Raw genomic sequence first — 17,095 nt, forward strand, 5'->3', positions numbered from 1 at the left:
CACCCGATCCGGCCACCAAAACGGCCGACCCGCTCTGCCCACCCGCTGCCGCCTGCGAGCCACCCGGCCCACCCACCGCAGCAGCCGCACCACCCGACCCAGCCGCCAGCCCGGCCGATCCACCCGACCCGGTGGCCGAGTCAACCGACCCGCCCGGCCCACCCGCTGCCGCCGCCGCCGATCCACCGCGCCCACCCACCATTGCGGCCGAGCCACCCGACCCGGCCACCACAACGGCCGACCCGCTGCGTCCGCCCGCCGTTGCGGGCAAGTCATCAGACCCACCCACCGCGATATCCGCACCACCCGGCTCGGACACCGGGCCGGTCGGTTCACCCGACCCACTCGCCGTCGCGGCCGAACCACCCGACCCGGCCACCACAGCAGCCGAACCACGCCCACCCGCTGCTGCGGGTGAGCCACCCGGCTCGCCCGCAGCAGCCGGACCACTCGGTCCGGCTGCCGGGGTGGCCACTCCATCCGGCCCGGTTGCCCCGGTGGCCGGCCCACTCCGCCCGCCCGTCCCTGCGGGCGAGTCATCCGGGCCTGCCGCCGGGGTGGTCGATCCACCTGACCCGTCCGCCCTGGTGACCGGGCCACCCGGCGCACCCGCTGCTCCCACCGATCCACTCGGGCCGCCCGCTGCCGCCGACGGGTCACTCGGGTCTGTCGGAGTGGTCGCACCTGGATCGGCAGCGGTGGTGGCCGCTTCCCCGGGGTCCGGCGTGCCCGCGCCGGGCGCCGGATCGGGGTTTCCCGGATCAGGACCAGGAGCGGCCGGGTCCGGGGCGGGTTCGGCGATGTCGGCGGCGGCGACGGCGATGCCGCGGTGCAGGCACCGGGGGGCGAGCAGGCAGGTGCAGGTGAGGTCGGTGGCGGTGGTGAGGATGCCGGAGTGCAAGGCCCAGACCAGGGTGGTGTCGGGGTCCAGGTCGGCTCGGGCCGACTCGGGGGTGTGGGTGATCGTCCACTCGGCTGCGCGGGAGAGGGCGGCGTCGACCCGTTTGCGGAGGCGGGGTGGGAGTTCGTCGAGGACGTCGGCCAGGACGGTGGGGGCTATCGGGGGTGGGGTCATGTGCGCACCTTTTCCCCGACCCAGTGGGCCAGTTCCTGGGGGCTGAGGGCGGCGACCGGCATTCCGGCGGCCACCAGGCGGCCTGCCACCGAGGTGGAGTAGCGGGCGGTGCCGGTGTCGTCGAGGCTGGCGCAGCCGAGGACGGTGACGCCCGCGGTGACGAGTTCGCGGACCTGGGCGATCAGGGAGCCGAGGGGGCCGCCCTCCTCGAAGTCGCTGATGAGGACGACCATGGTGCGTTCGGGGACGGTGACCAGGGAGCGGGCGTGGCGCAGGGCGCCCGCGATGTGGGTGCCGCCGCCCACGCGGACCTCCAGCAGCAGGGACAGCGGGTCGGTGACCCGGTCGGTGAGGTCGACGACCTCGGTGGAGAACGCCAGGAAGTGCGTGGATAGGGCGGGTACCCCGGCGAACACCGACGCGGTCAGCGCGGCCCAGACCGTGGAGGACTCCATGGAGCCCGACACGTCGACCACGAGGACCAGTCGCCAGTCGGAGGAGCGGCGGCCCCTGGTGCGGAACACCGGGCGTTCGGGGACGACCCGCACCCGGCCGTCGGTGCCGCGGCGGGCGGTGGTCAGGTTGGCGCGGAGGGTGCGGGGCAGGTCCAGGCGACCGCCGGGGCGGCGGGTGGGTGTGGGCAGTTGGATGCCGGTGAGCGCGGGTCGGATGCGGTTGGCCAGTTGCGCGGTCAGTTCCCGGACCAGCCGGGCGACCAGGGGGCGCAGGCGGGCCAGTGCGGATTCCGAGAGGCCGCCCGCCAGGGACAGCACGGATCGCAGCAGTTCGACCGAGGGGCGCACCGACGCGGGGTCGATCTCCAGTGCCGCCTCCAGCCTGCCGCCCTCCGCTGAGGCGGCCAGGACCTCCTCGCGGATGTGGTCGCCGAACAGGTCCCGGAGTTCGTCGGACCAGTCGCGGACGTCCGGGAACGGGTTGGTGCGGTCCGCCCCGAGGTCTCCGCGGGCGGCGCCTTCGCCGCGGTCGTGCCCGTACAGCTCGTCCAGCGCTGCCGCGTACCGGGCCGCTCCGGCGGGTCGTTGGCCGCGCGCGCCGAGCAGGAGTTGCCACCGCAACCCGGCGGGCAGTTCCCCCGCCGCCGCGCCACCGGGCGCGGGCCCGTCGTGCGCCGGGAGGCCGGCGTCGGGGTGGTCACTCGTCGCGGGCCCTTGGACGGCGGTTTCACCGACATCATCCACTGTGGACATTGAATCGGTGAGGCCGTGCTCGATGAGGGCCTGCCTGCCCGCCTGTTCGGCTTCCAGCCACACCGCGAGCAGTTCCGGGTCCGGTGCCGTGGCGGTGTCGACGCGCGTTCCCGTCCGCTGTTCGACCACCGCCAGCACGCGGGAGCGGGCGGCCGGGCCGATCGAGGTGAACGCGCCGCGCAAGGCGGGCAGGCGGTCGAGGAAGTCCTTGTCCACCAGGCTTTCCACGCGTTCCAGGAGGGGGTCGAGTGCCTCGGGGGTTTCCAGCAGCGGGCCCGCGGCGGCGAGCACACCGGTCAGGCCGCGGCGCAGGGTGTCGCGGCGGGGTGGGGTGGTGGCGGTGTCGATCCAGGACGCCACGCGTTCGCCCAGGGCCTGGGGTGTGCTCAGGCCGAGCAGGACGCGGGTCGCGCCCGCGGCGCCCGCGATGAGGGGGGCGGCCTCGTCGGTGAGGCGGCGGAGGGTGGCGGTCAGGCGCAGGCCGGTGCCGTGGGTGTAATGGCGCTGGCCGAGTTCGACCAGGGCCCGGGCGTCGGCGACGTCCTCGGACCCGGCGAGGCCGTCGAGTTGGGCGACCGCCGCGGTCTCCAGGTCGTGGGCGAGGCGGGGGTGGGCGTCGAGCACCGTGGCGGGGGTGCCGGGGAGGTGGCCTGCGCGCAGTCGGTCCAGCAGGTCGAGGCAGGACAGCAGGTCGTGCGGGATGCCCGCGGCGGGCAGGACGGTGGCGGCATCGGACAGCAGGTCGTCGACGAGGTCGGGCAGGCCGCAGGCGGCGGCGTCGAGCAGGTCGGCGCGGACGTCGGCGGGGGTGTGGCCGCCCTGCTCGGTGCGGGCGGCGCGGCGGGCGCGCAGCCTGCCGAGGGCGGCGAGCGGGAGCGTCGCCCCCCACAGGCCCGCGACGGGCAGGGTGGCCGCGGTGGACGGGGTCCAGGTGGCGGTCCAGCGGGTGGTGAGCGCGTCGCCGCCGCCGACGCCGGTGGTGGCGGTCTCCTCGGCGTAGGTGACGCCGAGGACGGCGAGCCTGCGCAGCGCCAGTTCGCGGCGGCTGTCGAGCGGGGAGCGCAGCGGGTCGAGCCGCAGCACGGCGGGTTTGCCGCTGCCGGGGCCGGGCAGCCGCAGGTCCGCCAGCAGCGCCTCGACCGCGGGCGCCAGGCCGGAGCGGGGTGTGGTCGGGGCGAGCAGTCCGGTGCGGCGGCCGACGAGCACGTCCCCGGCGGCGCGGGCCACGACCCGGCCCCGGCCCAGCGGTTCGGCGTGGGTGAGCACGGTCTGGACCGCCTCCACGACCTCGCCGCGCCCGGGGGCGGGCAGGCCGCGCAACCGGGCCAGGTCGACCGCCAGCCGCAGCACCTCCCGCGCCTCGCCGGGACCTGCCGGGTGGCCCAGTTCCCTGATGCGGGCGCACACCCGCACGACGACCGACGCGGCGGCGGCCTCCACCGCGGCCGGGTCGCCGCCGGACTCGAACACCGCCTGCTGCCACTCCGGGTCGCGGATGCCCGCCGGGTAGCCGGACCGCTCGTCGAGCAGCGCGAACCCGTACGGCACCAGCGACGTCACGACCTCCGGGCCTGCCCCGGTGTCCTCCGGGGCGTCGTGCCCGGGGCCGTGCAGCAGGGCGGCGGCGTGGAAGGACCCGATGACCGCGGTGCAGCGCCTGCCGTCCGCCCGCGCGACGGCGCGGCGCATCCAGGCCTCGCGGCGCAGGTCGAACGGGTCGACCCCGGCGCCCTCGGCGTCGCGGCGCATCGCCCAGCCGACCAGCAGCGCCGCCCGGCGCACGGCCTCGGGGCTCTGGCCGGGAGCGGTGGCCTCGACCAGCCGGTCCCACAGGTCGTCGCCGTCGCGGCCGGTCACCGTGCGCCGCAGCGCGTCGGTCAACGGGCTCGCCGCCCACCCCGGTGCCCGGTGGCCCGGCCCGCGCAGGCGCAACGGCAGGTCGCACGGGCGGACCTCGACGCCGTTGCGGTGCGCCCAGCGGAGCGCGGCCAGTTCGGGGGAGAAGTCGGCGAACGGGTAGAAAGCCAGGCCGCCGCCGTCGCGGGCGGCGCCGGAGAGGGCGACCGGTGCGGTGAGCGCCGGGTCGGCCAGGTGCGGCAGCCACTCCCCCAGTTCCTCGGGCAGCTCCACCAGCAGCAGCTCGGGCGCGGCGGCGTCGAGCAGGGCGGGCACGGCGGCGGCGAGGGCGGGCGAGTGGTGGCGCACGCCGATCAGGTGCGGGGCGCGGTGCTCGGCCAGCCGGGCGGCCTCGGCCGCCAGGACGTCCTCACGAGTCGAGGACATCGCGCAGCTCCCACAGCCGTCGCCAGGTGCGCGCCCCGGTCTCCGCGCGCCGCCGCACCGCACCGTCCCAGTAGCCCAGGAGCCGGGCGGCGTCGCCGGGGTCGTCCTTGCGGACGACGCCGAGCAGGTGCCCGGGCAGCAGCGACAGCGGGTCGCGGTCGCCGGGGAAGTACGCCTCGGCCAGGCCGAGGGAGGCCGCCACGGACACCGCCTCGGCGGTGCTCATCACCGTGGAGGGCCGCTCGACCGCCCACCCCTCCTGCGACACGCCGTTGCGCAGGTCGCGGAAAGCGGTGACCAGCGCTTCCAGCACCACGTCGTCCACCGCGAACGGCGCGCTGACCCGTTCCAGCGCGGCGGTGGCCTGCCTGCGCACCAGCGCCGTCTCGGCGGCGAGGTCGCCGATGGGGCCGACCGCCTCGAAGTTGAAGCGCCGCTTGAGCGCGGCCGACATCTCCGACACGCCCCGGTCGCGCAGGTTGGCGGTGGCGATGACGGTGAACCCGGGTGCGGCGTGCACGGTGGCGCCGTCGGTGCCCGACAGCTCGGGCACCGCGATGCGCCGGTCGGACAGGATCGACACCAGCGCGTCCTGCACCTCCGGCAGGCAGCGGGTGACCTCCTCGACCCGCACGACCGCGCCGCCGCGCATGGCGGTGAGCACCGGGGACGGGACCAGCGCCCGCGGGCTGGGTCCCTCGGCCAGCAGCAGCGCGTAGTTCCAGCCGTAGCGCAACTGGTCCTCGGTGGTGCCCGCGGTGCCCTGCACGACCAGTTGGCTGGTGCTGGACACGGCGGCGGCCAGCAGTTCCGACAGCATCGACTTAGCGGTGCCGGGCTCGCCGACGAGCAGCAGCCCGCGTTCCCCGGCGAGGGTGACCACGGCCCGCTCGACCAGGGCCCGCTCGCCGACGAACTTCGGGCTGATCACCATCCGCGCGGGCAGGCCGTCGGCCTTGGCGCCCGCGGGCAGCGCCAGCGCGTCGCCGCCGCTGCCGGTGACGAAGGTGACGACCGCGCGCGGGGTCAGCCGCCAACCCGGCGGTCGGGGGCCGCTGTCGTGGGCGGCGAGGAACGCCAGTTCCGCGCGGTGGGCGTCCTCGGCCGGGTCGACCTGCCTGGGGGCGTTCACCGGCGGCCTCCGGTCTTGAGCTCCTCGTAGGCGGGGGCATCGCCGTCGAGGACGCGCCGCCAGGCGCGGGTGAACAGGTCGGCGGCGGGTTCGCGGGCGACGATCGCCGAGTCGGGTTTGCCGGTGATGCCGAACATCGGGGCCTTCCAGGTTTCCAGCGGCAGGTGCGGGGCGCCCAGCGGCAGCCAGCCGCCGGGCAGGAACAGCGAACGCCCGGCCCTGGCCCGCTTGGCGGTGAGCACCAGGTCGGTCTCGGCGAGCGCGGCGCGGGCCTTGCGCAGCCGGGCGGGCTTCCACCCGGTCCACCGGGCGGTGTTGGCGTCGGTCGGGTCGGGCAGGGCGAGCAGTTGCAGGTAGAGCACGGCGGCGTCCTCGGCGAGCCCGAACTTCCCCGCCACCTCGGCGACCAGGTGCGGCGCGGACACCGCCGGGTCCTGGAAGTACGCGGCCGGGTCGGTGCCCTCGGCCGCGGTGGCGGCGCAGGCGGCGGCCAGCCCGGCGGAGGCCAGCAGGTCCGCGGCCGTCACCAGGTCCCCGCAGTACCAGACCTCGGCGAGGGCGGTGAACAGGTCGCGATCCTGCGGACCGATCAGGCCGGGCCGGACGACCAACCTGGAGCGCTCGTCGCGGTACCTGCCCACCTCCAGCCAGCCGCGGTGGGTGCCGAACAGCTCGTCGTCGGGCCCGTCGAGGCCGAGCAGGGCCCGCAGTTGGTCGTTGTCCGCCCAGTGGGTCAGCTCGACGGCGAACCCGGGGTCGGCGACGCGCCGCCGGGCCAGGTCCAGCGCCTCGGGCAGCCGGGCCCGCAGCGGGGACCCGGCGGGCAGCCGCTGCGCGAGCCAGAGCAGCACCTGCGGCACGGCGCGCAGCGTGGACCGGTCGAACCCGCCCGGGTTGTCGACGACCGAGGCGCCCTGCTCGTCCACGCGCACGCCCTGGCTGGCGGCCAGCCACGGGGTGAGCCCGGGGTTGAGCACGCCGGTCACGTACTCGCCGCTGTTGTGCAGCGGCAGCAGCTTCGTCGCGTCGACCAGCACGTCGTCGGGGACCGGGGTGCGGCGGCCGAACTTCGCCGTCCACACCTCGGCGACGGCGTCCACGTCCGGCCCGGTGGTCCACAGGTCGGCGGGGTCGGTGGGCACGGCGGCGGCCAGCAGCGCGCGGCGGAAGGAGTCGGTGAGCGGCCGGAGGGTTTCCTTGGCCGCCTTGGCCGCGCCCGCCGACAGGCCGAGCGCCCGGCGCTCCTCGGTGCTGAGGTAGTGGGCGTCCCAGCGGTCCACCCCGGGCATCCCGGCCAGCAGGACCGTGGCCTCGGCGATCCCCATGCCGGTGCGCTCGACCAAGGCGAGCACCGCCTCGGGCAACCACGGCGCCGGGCCGCGTTCGGCGAGCGCGGTCAGGAACGCGGCCACCCGGTCGGGCCCGAACGACGGGCGGACCTCCTCGGCGGCCTCGACCCGCCACCCGCGCGGCAGGTCGAACACCCCGGGGGTGCGGGTGTACTGGACGCCGTCGAACCGGTTGTCGGCGTCGTGGCGCCACTGCTGTTCGAACACGGCGACGAACCCGCCGTCCACCGGCACGACCCGGGTCTTGGGGTCCGGTGAGCCGTTCGGGACCAGCAGGCCCACGGTGCGCCAGTGCCCGGTGCCGTCGACGAGACCGGCCGCGGCGACCGACCGCAGGAACAGCACCAGGGCTTCGCGCTGGGCGTCCGGGGTGAACGGGGAGGCGGCGCGGTGGGCCAGGGCGGCGGCGTGGGGCAGCACGTCGTACCAGTCCGGGCTGGTCGACTCCGGCAGCGCCCCGGCCGCCGGGGTGGGCTCGGCGGCGGTCTCACCGAGTGCGGTGAGCAGGTCGGGCAGGTTCGTCGGCACGGACCCGTGGCCGCGGTGGGAGCGGTAGGTGCCGAACCAGGACAGCGCCGCGTTGAGGTCCTCCTCGGTGACCACGGGGCCGACCGGGGCGAACAGGGCGGTGTCGACCCGGCGGGCCGCGTCGGCGATCGGGGCGTAGCCGCGGTGCTCGCGCAGCAGGCCCGCCGCCCGCCGCACGACGTCGAGGACACCGGCGAGCAGCGCGGGGTGGGTCAGGCCGGGCAGGGCGTCGGCGACCGCACCGGCCAGCCCGCCGCGCTTGCCCGCGACCAGGTCGGCGAACACCTCGTCCGCCGGGCGGCGGGCGTCGTCGGCGGGTTCGGCCAGTGCCGCCTCCAGGACCCGTTCGACCGCCTCGCGGCCGACCTCGCGCAGCGCCGCCGATCCGGCGGGGTCGCGCGGGGTGAGCAGGTGCCACCACTCGACGGGTGCGACGAACGGGGTGCCCGCGGCGTAGGCCGGGTGCCGGTCCGAGGCGGACACGGCGCCCAGGGCACTGCCGTCGGTGGCGTGCAGCATCAGGTGGCCCTGGCGCCTGCTGAGCACCACCTCACCACCGCCGGGCAGGCGCAGCACCCCGGCCGGTCCCTCCCGGCCCCCGGTCAGGCGGGCGCGCCTGCCGTCGACGCCCTCACCGGTCCAGGACCCGTCTGCCTCGCGGCGCACCCGCCAGCCGTGCAGGCCGCCCGCGGCCCCGAGCGGGCTCATCGAGGTGGCGGCGGCGACGGGCCGCAGGTCGCACCACTGCGGTTGCAGGGCCGCCCCGTCGAGGGCGAAGTCCTCGACGAACCGGGGCAGGCTGGCCCGACCGCGTTCGCCGGTGGCCGGGTCGAGTTCGACCCAGCGCCACTCGCCGTCGGAGTAGCGGTCGGTCCACAGGGTGGTGCCGTCGCCGAAGACCCGGCCGCTCCGGGGCGCCTGGGTGTCGCCGGGGTGCACCGCGCGACCACCCGTGCCGCGCCCGCCGCCGGTCAGGGCGATCGACGGCGCGGGCAGGTCCCGGCCGTAGTGGGCGGTGTGCTCGCCGGGGTCGAAGACCCGGTCGGGGGCGTCGCTCCAGTAGGCGCTTTCGCCGTCGTCGGTCTGCCAGCGCACCAGCAGCACACCGTCGCACCACAGGGCGGTCGGGGCGAACGCCCACCGGTGCCTGCGCTCGGTCGGGATGCGGGACAGGTGCTCGGCGAGGACCCCGTCCGGGCCGACCACGACGAACGACTCACCGCGGCGCAGCACCAGCGCGGGCCAGCCCTCGCCGCACACCACGACACCCTCGTTCGGGGCGGCCGACGCGGCGGTGAGCCGGGCGACGGCGTCCTCCAGCGCGGGCCAGCCCAGTTCGTCAAGCAGACCGGCGTGCAGGGTCGCGCGCAGCGCGGCGGCGACGTCGGTGGCGGCGATCGCCTCGGCCGCCTCCGGGACGTCGGCGAACGCCTCGGGCAGCCGCAGCACGGCCACCGCCTGCAACCGCTCGGCCAGCCCGGGCAGGCCGGTGGCCGCGGTCTCGGCGGCGCGGGCGGTGAGCCAGTGCCGCAGGGCGGCGCGCAGGCCGGGCACCGCCAGCACCGGCAGCAGCGCCTCGCGGCTGACCGCCCCGGAGCGCGCGGCGGACCGGGCGTGCTGGACGAAGCCCTCCCCCAGCGGCCCCACGAAGCGCTCGGAACCCGCCAGCGCCACCAGGTCGCGGCGGCCGGGGCCGTCGTCGCCGAGCCACCCGCCGACGTCCAGCCGCGGGGTGTCGCGGTCCCCCTCGGCGACGGGGATGCCGCGGGCCACCATCAGGTCCAGCACGTCCAGTTCACCCTGCCGCCACCCGCGCAGGACCCGGACCGGTTCGGCGTCGGCGACCAACCGGTCGGCCATGGCGGTGATCAACTCCAGCAGCCGCTCCGACCGGCCGGACCCGGTCCCGTAACCGGACCCGCGCACGCCCAGCACCGTCGACAGCCACGCGGCCGGGGTCGGCGCCGCCCCGGCTCCCGGTTCGACCAGCGCGCGGTCGGCGCCGCAGGCCGACAGCAGGTCCAGCCACAGGTCCAGGGTGGGCCGGGCCGACGCCGCGGACGGCACGAACGCCAGTAGCTGCGAGCGCACCCGGGCGTCGGCGGTGGCCATCGCGACCAGGGTGTCGCGGTGGGACTTCCAGAACGCCGCCCCCGCGCCCTTGATCGCCGGGCTGTCGAGGATCGCGCGCAGCAGCCGCTCGTCCTCGGCGGCGACGTCGCGCCCGGCGGCCCTGGCCAGCCTGCGCAGGTCCTCGGGCATCCCGGTGTAGGGCGGCAGGCCGCCGCGGGTGCGCTCGACGCAGAGGGTGAGGAACAGTTCGTGCGCGGCGCCCGGGTCGTGCTTGCGGGCCAGGCCCTTGGCGTGCGCGGACAGCGCCTTGGCGGTCAGCGCGCCCGCGAAGGCGAACTCCAGGAACACCTCGCGGGTGCGCTCGGCGTCGACGGCGAGGTCGTGCACCTCCTCGGCCTCGCGGGCCTTGCCGAACATGGTGGCCGCGTAGGTCGGGTTGGCGTGCTCCAGGAAGATCCGCCCGGCCTGCTCGTAGAAGGTGGGCAGGAAGTGCGGGGCGGAGCGGCCGAGCATGTCGCCCAGCGCGGTGAAGCCGTCCTTGGCGGCGCTGGCCTTGGACTTGGCGGTGCGCGCCAGCCGCTCGACGTCCTTGACCAGGTTGAGCGCGTGGTGGGCGTTGGCCGGGTCGTTGACCAGCGCCCAGGCGGGGAACCCGAGGGCGCTGCGCCGCCCGGTCCCCACGCCCTCGGCGCGCACCGGGGCGTCGAACCCGAGGTACTCGCAGGTCAGGTCCTCGGCGCGGCCCAGGACCTCGGGCACCAGCCGGACCACGACCCGGTCGTCGAGGGCGGGGTGGGTGTAGCGGCGGGCGGTGACCGTGTCGCGGTCCGGCCCGGCCGCGGAGGTGCCGGGCAGGATGGCGCCCGCGGCCAGCAGTGCCGCGTCCACGCGCGGGTCCAACGTGTTCTCCGACGTGTTCACCGCGCCACCGCTTCCTCGACGACCCGACCGGCGTGGATCGCCGACGCCATCCGCATCCCCTCCGACCAGGCCACCGCACCGACCTCGGCCAACGGCACGGCGGTGCCGTCGTCCAGCGCCCAGCGCAGGCCACCGGTCCAGGTCTCGCCCTCGGGGTGGTCCGAGCCGATCCAGAACCGCGCCTCCACGGTCCGGCCGCCCTCGAACGCCGAGTACACCGCCTCGCCGCCGCGCACCGGGTAGCCCAGGGTCCGGCAGCGGCCCAACGCGTGGTTGAGCTGCTCGAACCGGCCCCGGGAGTAGTCGTCCACCTCGGACTTGCCAGCGGGGAAGGCGGCGGGCCTGGTGAAGGTCTGCCGGAACAACTGCTGCGCCTTCTGCTCGACACCGAGTTCGGCGCCGAACTCGCGCAGTTCGTCGAGGTCGTCGAGCAGCACCGGGTGCGGAATGGACACGGCCTCCGGCCGCACCCGCACGGTGTCACCGTCGAGGGTCACCACCCCCAGCCCGCGCCCGGGGTCGGCGTCGCGCAGGAACCCGGTCTCGTCGCCGGTGCTCACCACGAGGTCGCGCAGCACCCCCGCCCACGCCGGGTCCGCCCACACCTCGACCAGCACCGCGGTGGGCACCGACAACGACCGGACCATCCAGCCGTCCACTGCGGACAGGCACTCGGCCTCGTGCCGGGACAGCCACTCCGCGAGCTGGCGCAACCGCACCACCCGCGGGTCGTCCTGGATGGACGCGGGCACCGAGGAGAGCTGCTTTCCCTTGCCGTTGCGGCACTGGACCCGCCCGCTCTCCCCGAGCCGCACCTGGTAGCCGGACGCGGCGTCGAGCCAGCCCACGGTTCCTCCTGCGATTCGATCACTGCCGATGAGATCACTGCGATGACGGGCGAGACGGTACCGAGGCGGTACGACAAAAACCGTCGATCCGGTTGTTCGCAACCTTCACGTGACTCGGCGGCGGGCCCGCGTGGCACCCCCGCGCCCCGGGCCGGTGATACTGGTGCCGAGACAGGTGGTCGGCGGAGGAGGTGCGGTGGCGTTCACCAGACCCGGCTTCGAATCGCTCTCCGAGGGCCCGTTCAACAACTACGTCCTGGCCAGCCGGGGTGACGACTTCACCGTGCGGTCCCTCGTGGACAGCGTCTTCCAGGGCGGCGAGGGCGTCCACGGGCACATCCCGCCGTTCCACCCGCGCCTGGTGCGCCAACTGCTCGACCACGCACCCGACCCGGAATTCCTCGGCGTGCACCGCTGGAACCGGTCGCTGCGCGCCGACGAGATCGCCGTCGAGTTCGGCGAACGGCCGCCGCCGCGGCACACCTGGCTGCTGCGGGCCGACGAGATCGCCCGGGCGTGGGGGCGGCCCCTGCTCGGACCCGACGGGGTGGTGGCCGACGTCCTCGGCCCCGACGCCCCCGGGCACCTGCCGGACCCGCCCGCGCCGCGCTGACCCCCGGGCGCCATGGCCTGGCGCGGTCGCGCGGACTGGTCGAGCATGGTGGGACAACGCAACCGCCGACAGGAGGACGCCGATGACGACGGAGACCACCGTGCGCACCGGTGACGGGGTGTCGCTGCACGTCAGCGCGACGGGCAGCGGCCCGGCCGTGGTGCTCGTGGCCGGGTACGGCGCCACCGCCGCGTCCTGGGTGTTCCAGGTGGACGCCCTCACCGCCGCCGGGTACCGGGCGGTGTGCGTGGACCGGCGCTCGCACGGCCGGTCGGACAACCCCCCGTTCGGGCACCGGGTGTCCCGCCACGGCAAGGACCTGCGCGAGGTGCTGGACGCGCTCGACCTCGGGCCGGTGGCCCTCGTCGGCGGCTCGATGGGCGCGAGCGCGATCTGGGCCATGCTCGACCTGTTCGGCACCGGGTCGGTGCGCGGGGTCGTCAGCGTCGACCAGACCCCGAAGATGATCAACTCCGCCGACTGGGAGAACGGGTTCTACGGGCTCACCGACGACAACAGCGGCACCTTCTTCGCCGACGGGGTACCACAGACCAGCCGGGGACTCACCCCCGAGCAGTCGCTCCCGGCCCACACCCGCCTCGTCGAACGCCTCGGCGACCCCACCGCGCTGGGCGTGCGCCCCGAGGGCACCGAGGCGCTGCTGCGCGACCACGCCCAGCAGGACTGGCGCGACGTCGTCACCCGCGCCGACCTGCCGGTGCTGATGGTCGCGGGCGCGCAGAGCCAGTACTGGCCCGCCGCGCACGCCGAGGCCGCCGTGCGCGACACCGCCGACGGCCGGGCGGTGACGATCGAGGACTGCGGGCACGCGGCGAACCTCGACCGGCCCGCGGAGTTCAACACCGCCCTGCTCACCTTCCTCCACGACCTCTGACGCATGTGACGCGGGTCACCTGAGCGGGGAGAACCGGCAGGCCGCCCCCCGGCGACCCAGTCACATGCGGAAGGGAACGACCGGGATGGACGAGCGGGCGCTGCTGCGCCGGGCCGCCGCGGGCGACCGGGCCGCGTTCGAGGAGTTCTACACCCGCACCTCCCCCTGGCTGGCCGTGCGGCTGCGCAAGCGCTGCGCCGACGAACAGCTCGTCGCCGAGGTCGTGCAGGACACCTACCTCGCGGTGTGGCGGGCCGCGGGCTCCTTCGCCGACGGGGCCGCGGTCGACGACGCGCTCGGCTGGCTGTGGACCGTCGCCGCGCGCAGGCTCGTCGACGCCTTCCGCCGCGAGGGCAGGCACCGCAGCGCCACCGAGGCCGCCACCGCCACCTCGGCGGCAGCCGCACCCGCCGCCGAGGACGCGCTGCTGGAGTGGACCCTGTCCGGCGACGTCGGCGCCGCACTCGGCGCCCTGGCACCGGAACTGCGGCAGGTGCTGCGGGCGATGGTCCTCGACGGCCTGACCGTGCGGGAGACCTCGGACCTGCTCGGCATCCCCGAGGGAACCGTCAAGACCAGGGCGCGCCGCGCCCGCCTGATGCTGCGGGAGGCCATGTCATGACCGACAACACCGGCGCGCACGCCTCGCGCGCGGCCATCGCGGCCTACGCCACCGGCGACCCCGCGCTGCCCGCCGCCGCCGAGTGGGCGGTGGAAGCGCACCTGGAGACCTGCGCCGACTGCCGCACCCACCTCGCCGACGCCGTGCGGATCGGCGACCCCACCCTCGACAGCGCACTGCGGCGGGTCTGGACCGAACTGGACGCGCGCGCACCGCGAACCCCCGCACCCGGCAGACCCGCCTGGTCGCGGTGGGCCCGCACGTGGGCACCACCGACCCTGGCACCGCGACTGACGACCGGGGTGCTGGTGGCCCTGGTGGCGTTCCTGGTCGACCTCATCGCACCGGAGCACACCCCGACCCCACTGGTCCTGCTGGTGGCACCGGTCGCACCGCTGTTCGGCGTCGCGGCGGCGTGGTCCCGGCGGCTCGACCCGCTGCACGAGCTGACCGCCTCGACACCCCGGGCCGGACTGGCCGTGGTGCTGCGCCGTACGGCCGTGGTGCTGGCCGCGGTGATCCCCGTGCTCGCCGTGGCGGGCGCCTTCACCGGCCTGAACCCCGCCCTGTGGCTGCTGCCCTGCCTGGCGTTCACCACCGGCGCGCTCGCACTGGGCACGGTCTTCGGCGTCGACCGCGCGGCCCTGGGCCTCGGTCTGCTGTGGACCGCGCTCGTCATCGCGCCCACCCTGATGAACCTGGGCGCCCCGCAACCGCTGCGGCAGGCCGGACTCCCCGGCTGGGCCATAGCTGCGGCGGTGGCCGCGGTGGTCCTGACCGCGCGGGCCAGGTCGTTCACCGCCCTGTCCGACAAGAACTGACAACACTTCGACCAGAGGAGACAACCATGGTTCGGGCGGTGAACCCGACCGAGTCGGCACCCACGCGGTACGCGTGGGAGGTCCAGGCGAGCGGACTGCGGGTGCGCGCGGGCAAGCGGATGGCCGTCGACGGACTCGACCTGCGCCTGGGCACCGGCGTGCACGGGCTGCTCGGCCCCAACGGCGCGGGCAAGACAACCCTCATCCGGGCACTGGCGACCGTGCTGCACCCGGCGGGCGGAAACCTCGAACTGCTCGGCGTGCCCGTCAACGGACGCCCCGACCTGCGGGCACTGCGTCGCAGACTCGGCTACCTGCCCCAGGAGTTCGGCTACTACCCGAAGTTCACCGTGCGCGAATTCGTCGAGTACATGGCCTGGCTCAAGGAGGTCGACAAGCAGGACATCCCGGGCGCGGTGCAACGGGCGATCGAACGCGTCGGACTCGCCGACCGCGCCGAAGACCGGATGAAGACGCTGTCCGGCGGGATGCTGCGCCGCGCGGGCATCGCCCAGGCCGTCGTCAACGACCCCGACCTGCTGCTGCTCGACGAACCCACCGTCGGCCTCGACCCCGCCCAACGACTGGAGTTCCGCGCACTGCTGCGCGCACTGGGCGAACGGTCGTGCGTGCTCGTCTCCACCCACCTGGTCGAGGACGTCGCCGCGGCGTGCAGCCGGGTCGTGCTCATGGCCTCCGGCCGGTCGGTGTTCCAGGGCACCCCCGACGAGGTGGTCGCCGCGGGCGGCACCGACGACGTCGGCGACAGCCCGATGGAACGCGGCTACTCCGCCCTGCTCGCCGCCGAGGTGACCCGGTGAACGGCCGCGTCCTGCGCACCGAACTGCGCCGCTCGACCGCGCTCACCGCGGGCGCCGCCGTCGCCACCGCGGGCACCGCCGGGCTCTACGTGCTCGCCCTCAGCGACCAGACCGGCCTGTGGGCACCGCAGTGGACCATGCTGGCGGGCATCCAGCGGATCATGCTGGTCGTCCTGTGGCCGCTCGCCCTGGGCGCGGGCGCCTGGCAGGCCAGGCGGGACCGGCGCTCCCGGATGGAGGAACTGCTCACCACCACACCGCGGCCGATCCGGTCCCGCGCCCTGCCCCCGGCCCTGGCCATGGGCATCTGCCTCGGCCTCGGGTACCTGCTGGTCCTCGCGGCGGGAGCGCTGGGCGTGTCGACGCCCTACCGACACCTCGGCTGGGTGCCCATCGCCGTGGCAGGCGCGCTGTCCCTGGTGGCGGCGGGGTGGCTCGGGCTCGGCATCGGCAGACTGCTGCCCTCGCAGTACACCCCACCCGTGCTCACGGTGGCCGGGTTCCTCCTGCTGGTGGTCCCGGTCCAACTGGCCAAGGACGGCCCGACGGGCGCGGCGGCCCTGCTGACGCCGAACCTGACCTCACCGCTCGACGAGGTCACCACCGTCACCACCCCGGTCAGCCTCGGGCAGTCGGCGTGGTTCGCGGCACTGGCCCTCAGCGGCCTAGTGCTGCTCGCGGTCACCCGCCGCCGCACCGCGGCGTTGGCGGTCGTGCCCGCGGTGCTGGGGCTGGGCATCGCCCTCCCGGTGCTCACGGCGGCCCCCGCATCCGGCCTGGCGACCGACCCCGCCGCGACGGCAGAGGTCTGCACCACCGACGGCGGACCGGCGGTGTGCGTGCTCAAGGTCCACGAGAACGACCTGGCCGCCCTGGTCGGACCGGCCCGAACCGCGCTGACCCTGCTGGCGGAGCTGCCGGACGCCCCGACGTCCGTGCACGAGGTGCCCGCCGACCGACCGGGGCCGCAACCCGCCACCGAGGTGTGGCTCGACATCGAGAACCACCTCCCCGGCGGCAGTTGGCTCGGCACGGGCGACGAACTGGTGATGCGCGTCCTCGCAGGCGGAGGCACCCGGCCCTGCCCGGAACAGGTGGACCGGGGCCGGGCGCTGGCAACGGCCTGGCTGCTCAACCGCTTCCCCCTGCCAGGAGCGGTACCACCCACCGAACATGCCTCCCCTCGAGAAATCGACTGGTACGCCGAGCGCCAAGCGGAGTGGGACGACCTGCGCGCCCTGCCCCGCGACGAACAGGTACGCCGGGTCACCGCGATCCGCACGATCGGCCTCCAGTGCGTCCGGGGGGTCGAGCGATGAGACTGCTCGTGCTGTACCTGCGATCACGGCAGGTACCCACCGGGCTGCCCGGGGCCGTACTGGCGGTGACCACGATCGGACTGCTCGGGAACGGGTCGACGAACCCCCAGGCGGCCGTGGCGTCCGCGGTGCTGGCCCTCGCGATCGGGCTGGCCGTGCTCGGCTACGGGCTCGGCGGAGCGGACCCCGCACTGGAGCGGACCGCGTCCCTGCGCTGGCCACCGCGCCGGGCCGCGCACGTGCTGGCCACCGCGGCGGCGGTCGCGACCACGGCGCTGGCCGCGACCAGCGCACCGACCGGGTTCGTGCTGCGCGCCGCGGTCGGCCTCGCGGGCCTCACCGCCCTCGCGGCCACCCTGCTCGGCAGGCAACTGGCCTGGACCCTGCCGGTGGCGGGGGCGACGGTCGCCGCGGCGATGCCACCGGTGGCGGACCCGCTCGCCCTGCGCCTGCTGACCTGGCCCGTCCAACCACTGGACAGCACGACGGCCACGATCACCGCGGGCGCGCTCGGCGTCGCGGGCCTGGCCCTCTACACCGCGCGCGGCTGCCGAACCTGAGCCACGCGCCGCCCGACACGGCGGGCG

11 protein-coding genes are annotated in these 17,095 nt (G+C 75.9%); 7 read left to right on the plus strand and 4 right to left on the minus strand.

Features of this window, described 5'->3' with window-relative positions; translation table 11 throughout:
- Positions 1–1,071 precede the first annotated feature (1,071 nt).
- Genes UO65_RS11780 through UO65_RS11795 form a run of 4 tightly spaced genes read right to left on the minus strand, consistent with a single transcriptional unit; the run spans position 1,072 to position 11,417 of the window.
- Positions 1,072–4,566 (minus strand): DUF5682 family protein, encoded by a 3,495-nt coding sequence (locus UO65_RS11780; protein WP_035281720.1) that lies wholly within the window; start codon positions 4,564–4,566, stop codon positions 1,072–1,074.
- Positions 4,550–5,698, minus strand: coding sequence for an ATP-binding protein (locus UO65_RS11785; RefSeq protein ID WP_035281722.1), 1,149 nt, complete (start codon positions 5,696–5,698; stop codon positions 4,550–4,552). The genes UO65_RS11780 and UO65_RS11785 overlap by 17 nt, the downstream gene beginning before the upstream one ends.
- Positions 5,695–10,569, minus strand: coding sequence for a hypothetical protein (locus UO65_RS36705; RefSeq protein WP_052021056.1), 4,875 nt, complete (start codon positions 10,567–10,569; stop codon positions 5,695–5,697). The genes UO65_RS11785 and UO65_RS36705 overlap by 4 nt, the downstream gene beginning before the upstream one ends.
- A complete protein-coding gene (locus UO65_RS11795; RefSeq protein ID WP_035281723.1) occupies positions 10,566–11,417 on the minus strand; it encodes a DUF4132 domain-containing protein in 852 nt (283 codons plus the stop codon). The genes UO65_RS36705 and UO65_RS11795 overlap by 4 nt, the downstream gene beginning before the upstream one ends.
- A 196-nt stretch (positions 11,418–11,613) precedes the next feature.
- Between UO65_RS11795 and UO65_RS11800 the strand changes: the two genes are divergently transcribed.
- The 7 genes from UO65_RS11800 to UO65_RS11830 all read left to right on the plus strand — a co-directional run bounded on the left by UO65_RS11800 (position 11,614) and on the right by UO65_RS11830 (position 17,068).
- Positions 11,614–12,030, plus strand: a complete 417-nt coding sequence (locus UO65_RS11800; protein WP_035281725.1) for a hypothetical protein — start codon at positions 11,614–11,616, stop codon at positions 12,028–12,030.
- 82 nt (positions 12,031–12,112) lie between these two features.
- Complete coding sequence (locus tag UO65_RS11805; RefSeq protein WP_035281727.1) at positions 12,113–12,925, plus strand: alpha/beta fold hydrolase; 813 nt, start codon at positions 12,113–12,115, stop codon at positions 12,923–12,925.
- 85 nt (positions 12,926–13,010) lie between these two features.
- Complete coding sequence (locus tag UO65_RS11810; protein WP_110078831.1) at positions 13,011–13,547, plus strand: RNA polymerase sigma factor; 537 nt, start codon at positions 13,011–13,013, stop codon at positions 13,545–13,547.
- Positions 13,544–14,368, plus strand: coding sequence for a zf-HC2 domain-containing protein (locus UO65_RS11815; RefSeq protein ID WP_035281730.1), 825 nt, complete (start codon positions 13,544–13,546; stop codon positions 14,366–14,368). The genes UO65_RS11810 and UO65_RS11815 overlap by 4 nt, the downstream gene beginning before the upstream one ends.
- Positions 14,369–14,394: 26 nt before the next feature.
- On the plus strand, positions 14,395–15,189 hold the full coding sequence (locus tag UO65_RS11820; RefSeq protein WP_035281732.1) for an ABC transporter ATP-binding protein: 795 nt from the start codon (positions 14,395–14,397) through the stop codon (positions 15,187–15,189).
- Complete coding sequence (locus tag UO65_RS11825) at positions 15,186–16,508, plus strand: hypothetical protein (RefSeq protein WP_052021057.1); 1,323 nt, start codon at positions 15,186–15,188, stop codon at positions 16,506–16,508. Before UO65_RS11820 ends, UO65_RS11825 begins: the two co-directional genes overlap by 4 nt.
- Positions 16,505–17,068, plus strand: coding sequence for a hypothetical protein (locus UO65_RS11830; RefSeq protein ID WP_035281734.1), 564 nt, complete (start codon positions 16,505–16,507; stop codon positions 17,066–17,068). Before UO65_RS11825 ends, UO65_RS11830 begins: the two co-directional genes overlap by 4 nt.
- Positions 17,069–17,095 lie beyond the last annotated feature (27 nt).

It is taken from the genome of Actinokineospora spheciospongiae (assembly GCF_000564855.1).
GTDB classification, from domain to species: Bacteria; Actinomycetota; Actinomycetes; order Mycobacteriales; family Pseudonocardiaceae; genus Actinokineospora; species Actinokineospora spheciospongiae.

Coding starts and splice junctions, on each gene's coding strand:
- UO65_RS11780 (WP_035281720.1), bottom strand. CDS start 4,566: ATGTCCTCGACTCGTGAGGACGTCCTGGCGGCCGAGGCCGCCCGGCTG.
- UO65_RS11805 (WP_035281727.1), top strand. CDS start 12,113: ATGACGACGGAGACCACCGTGCGCACCGGTGACGGGGTGTCGCTGCAC.
- UO65_RS11810 (WP_110078831.1), top strand. CDS start 13,011: ATGGACGAGCGGGCGCTGCTGCGCCGGGCCGCCGCGGGCGACCGGGCC.
- UO65_RS11815 (WP_035281730.1), top strand. CDS start 13,544: ATGACCGACAACACCGGCGCGCACGCCTCGCGCGCGGCCATCGCGGCC.
- UO65_RS11820 (WP_035281732.1), top strand. CDS start 14,395: ATGGTTCGGGCGGTGAACCCGACCGAGTCGGCACCCACGCGGTACGCG.
- UO65_RS11830 (WP_035281734.1), top strand. CDS start 16,505: ATGAGACTGCTCGTGCTGTACCTGCGATCACGGCAGGTACCCACCGGG.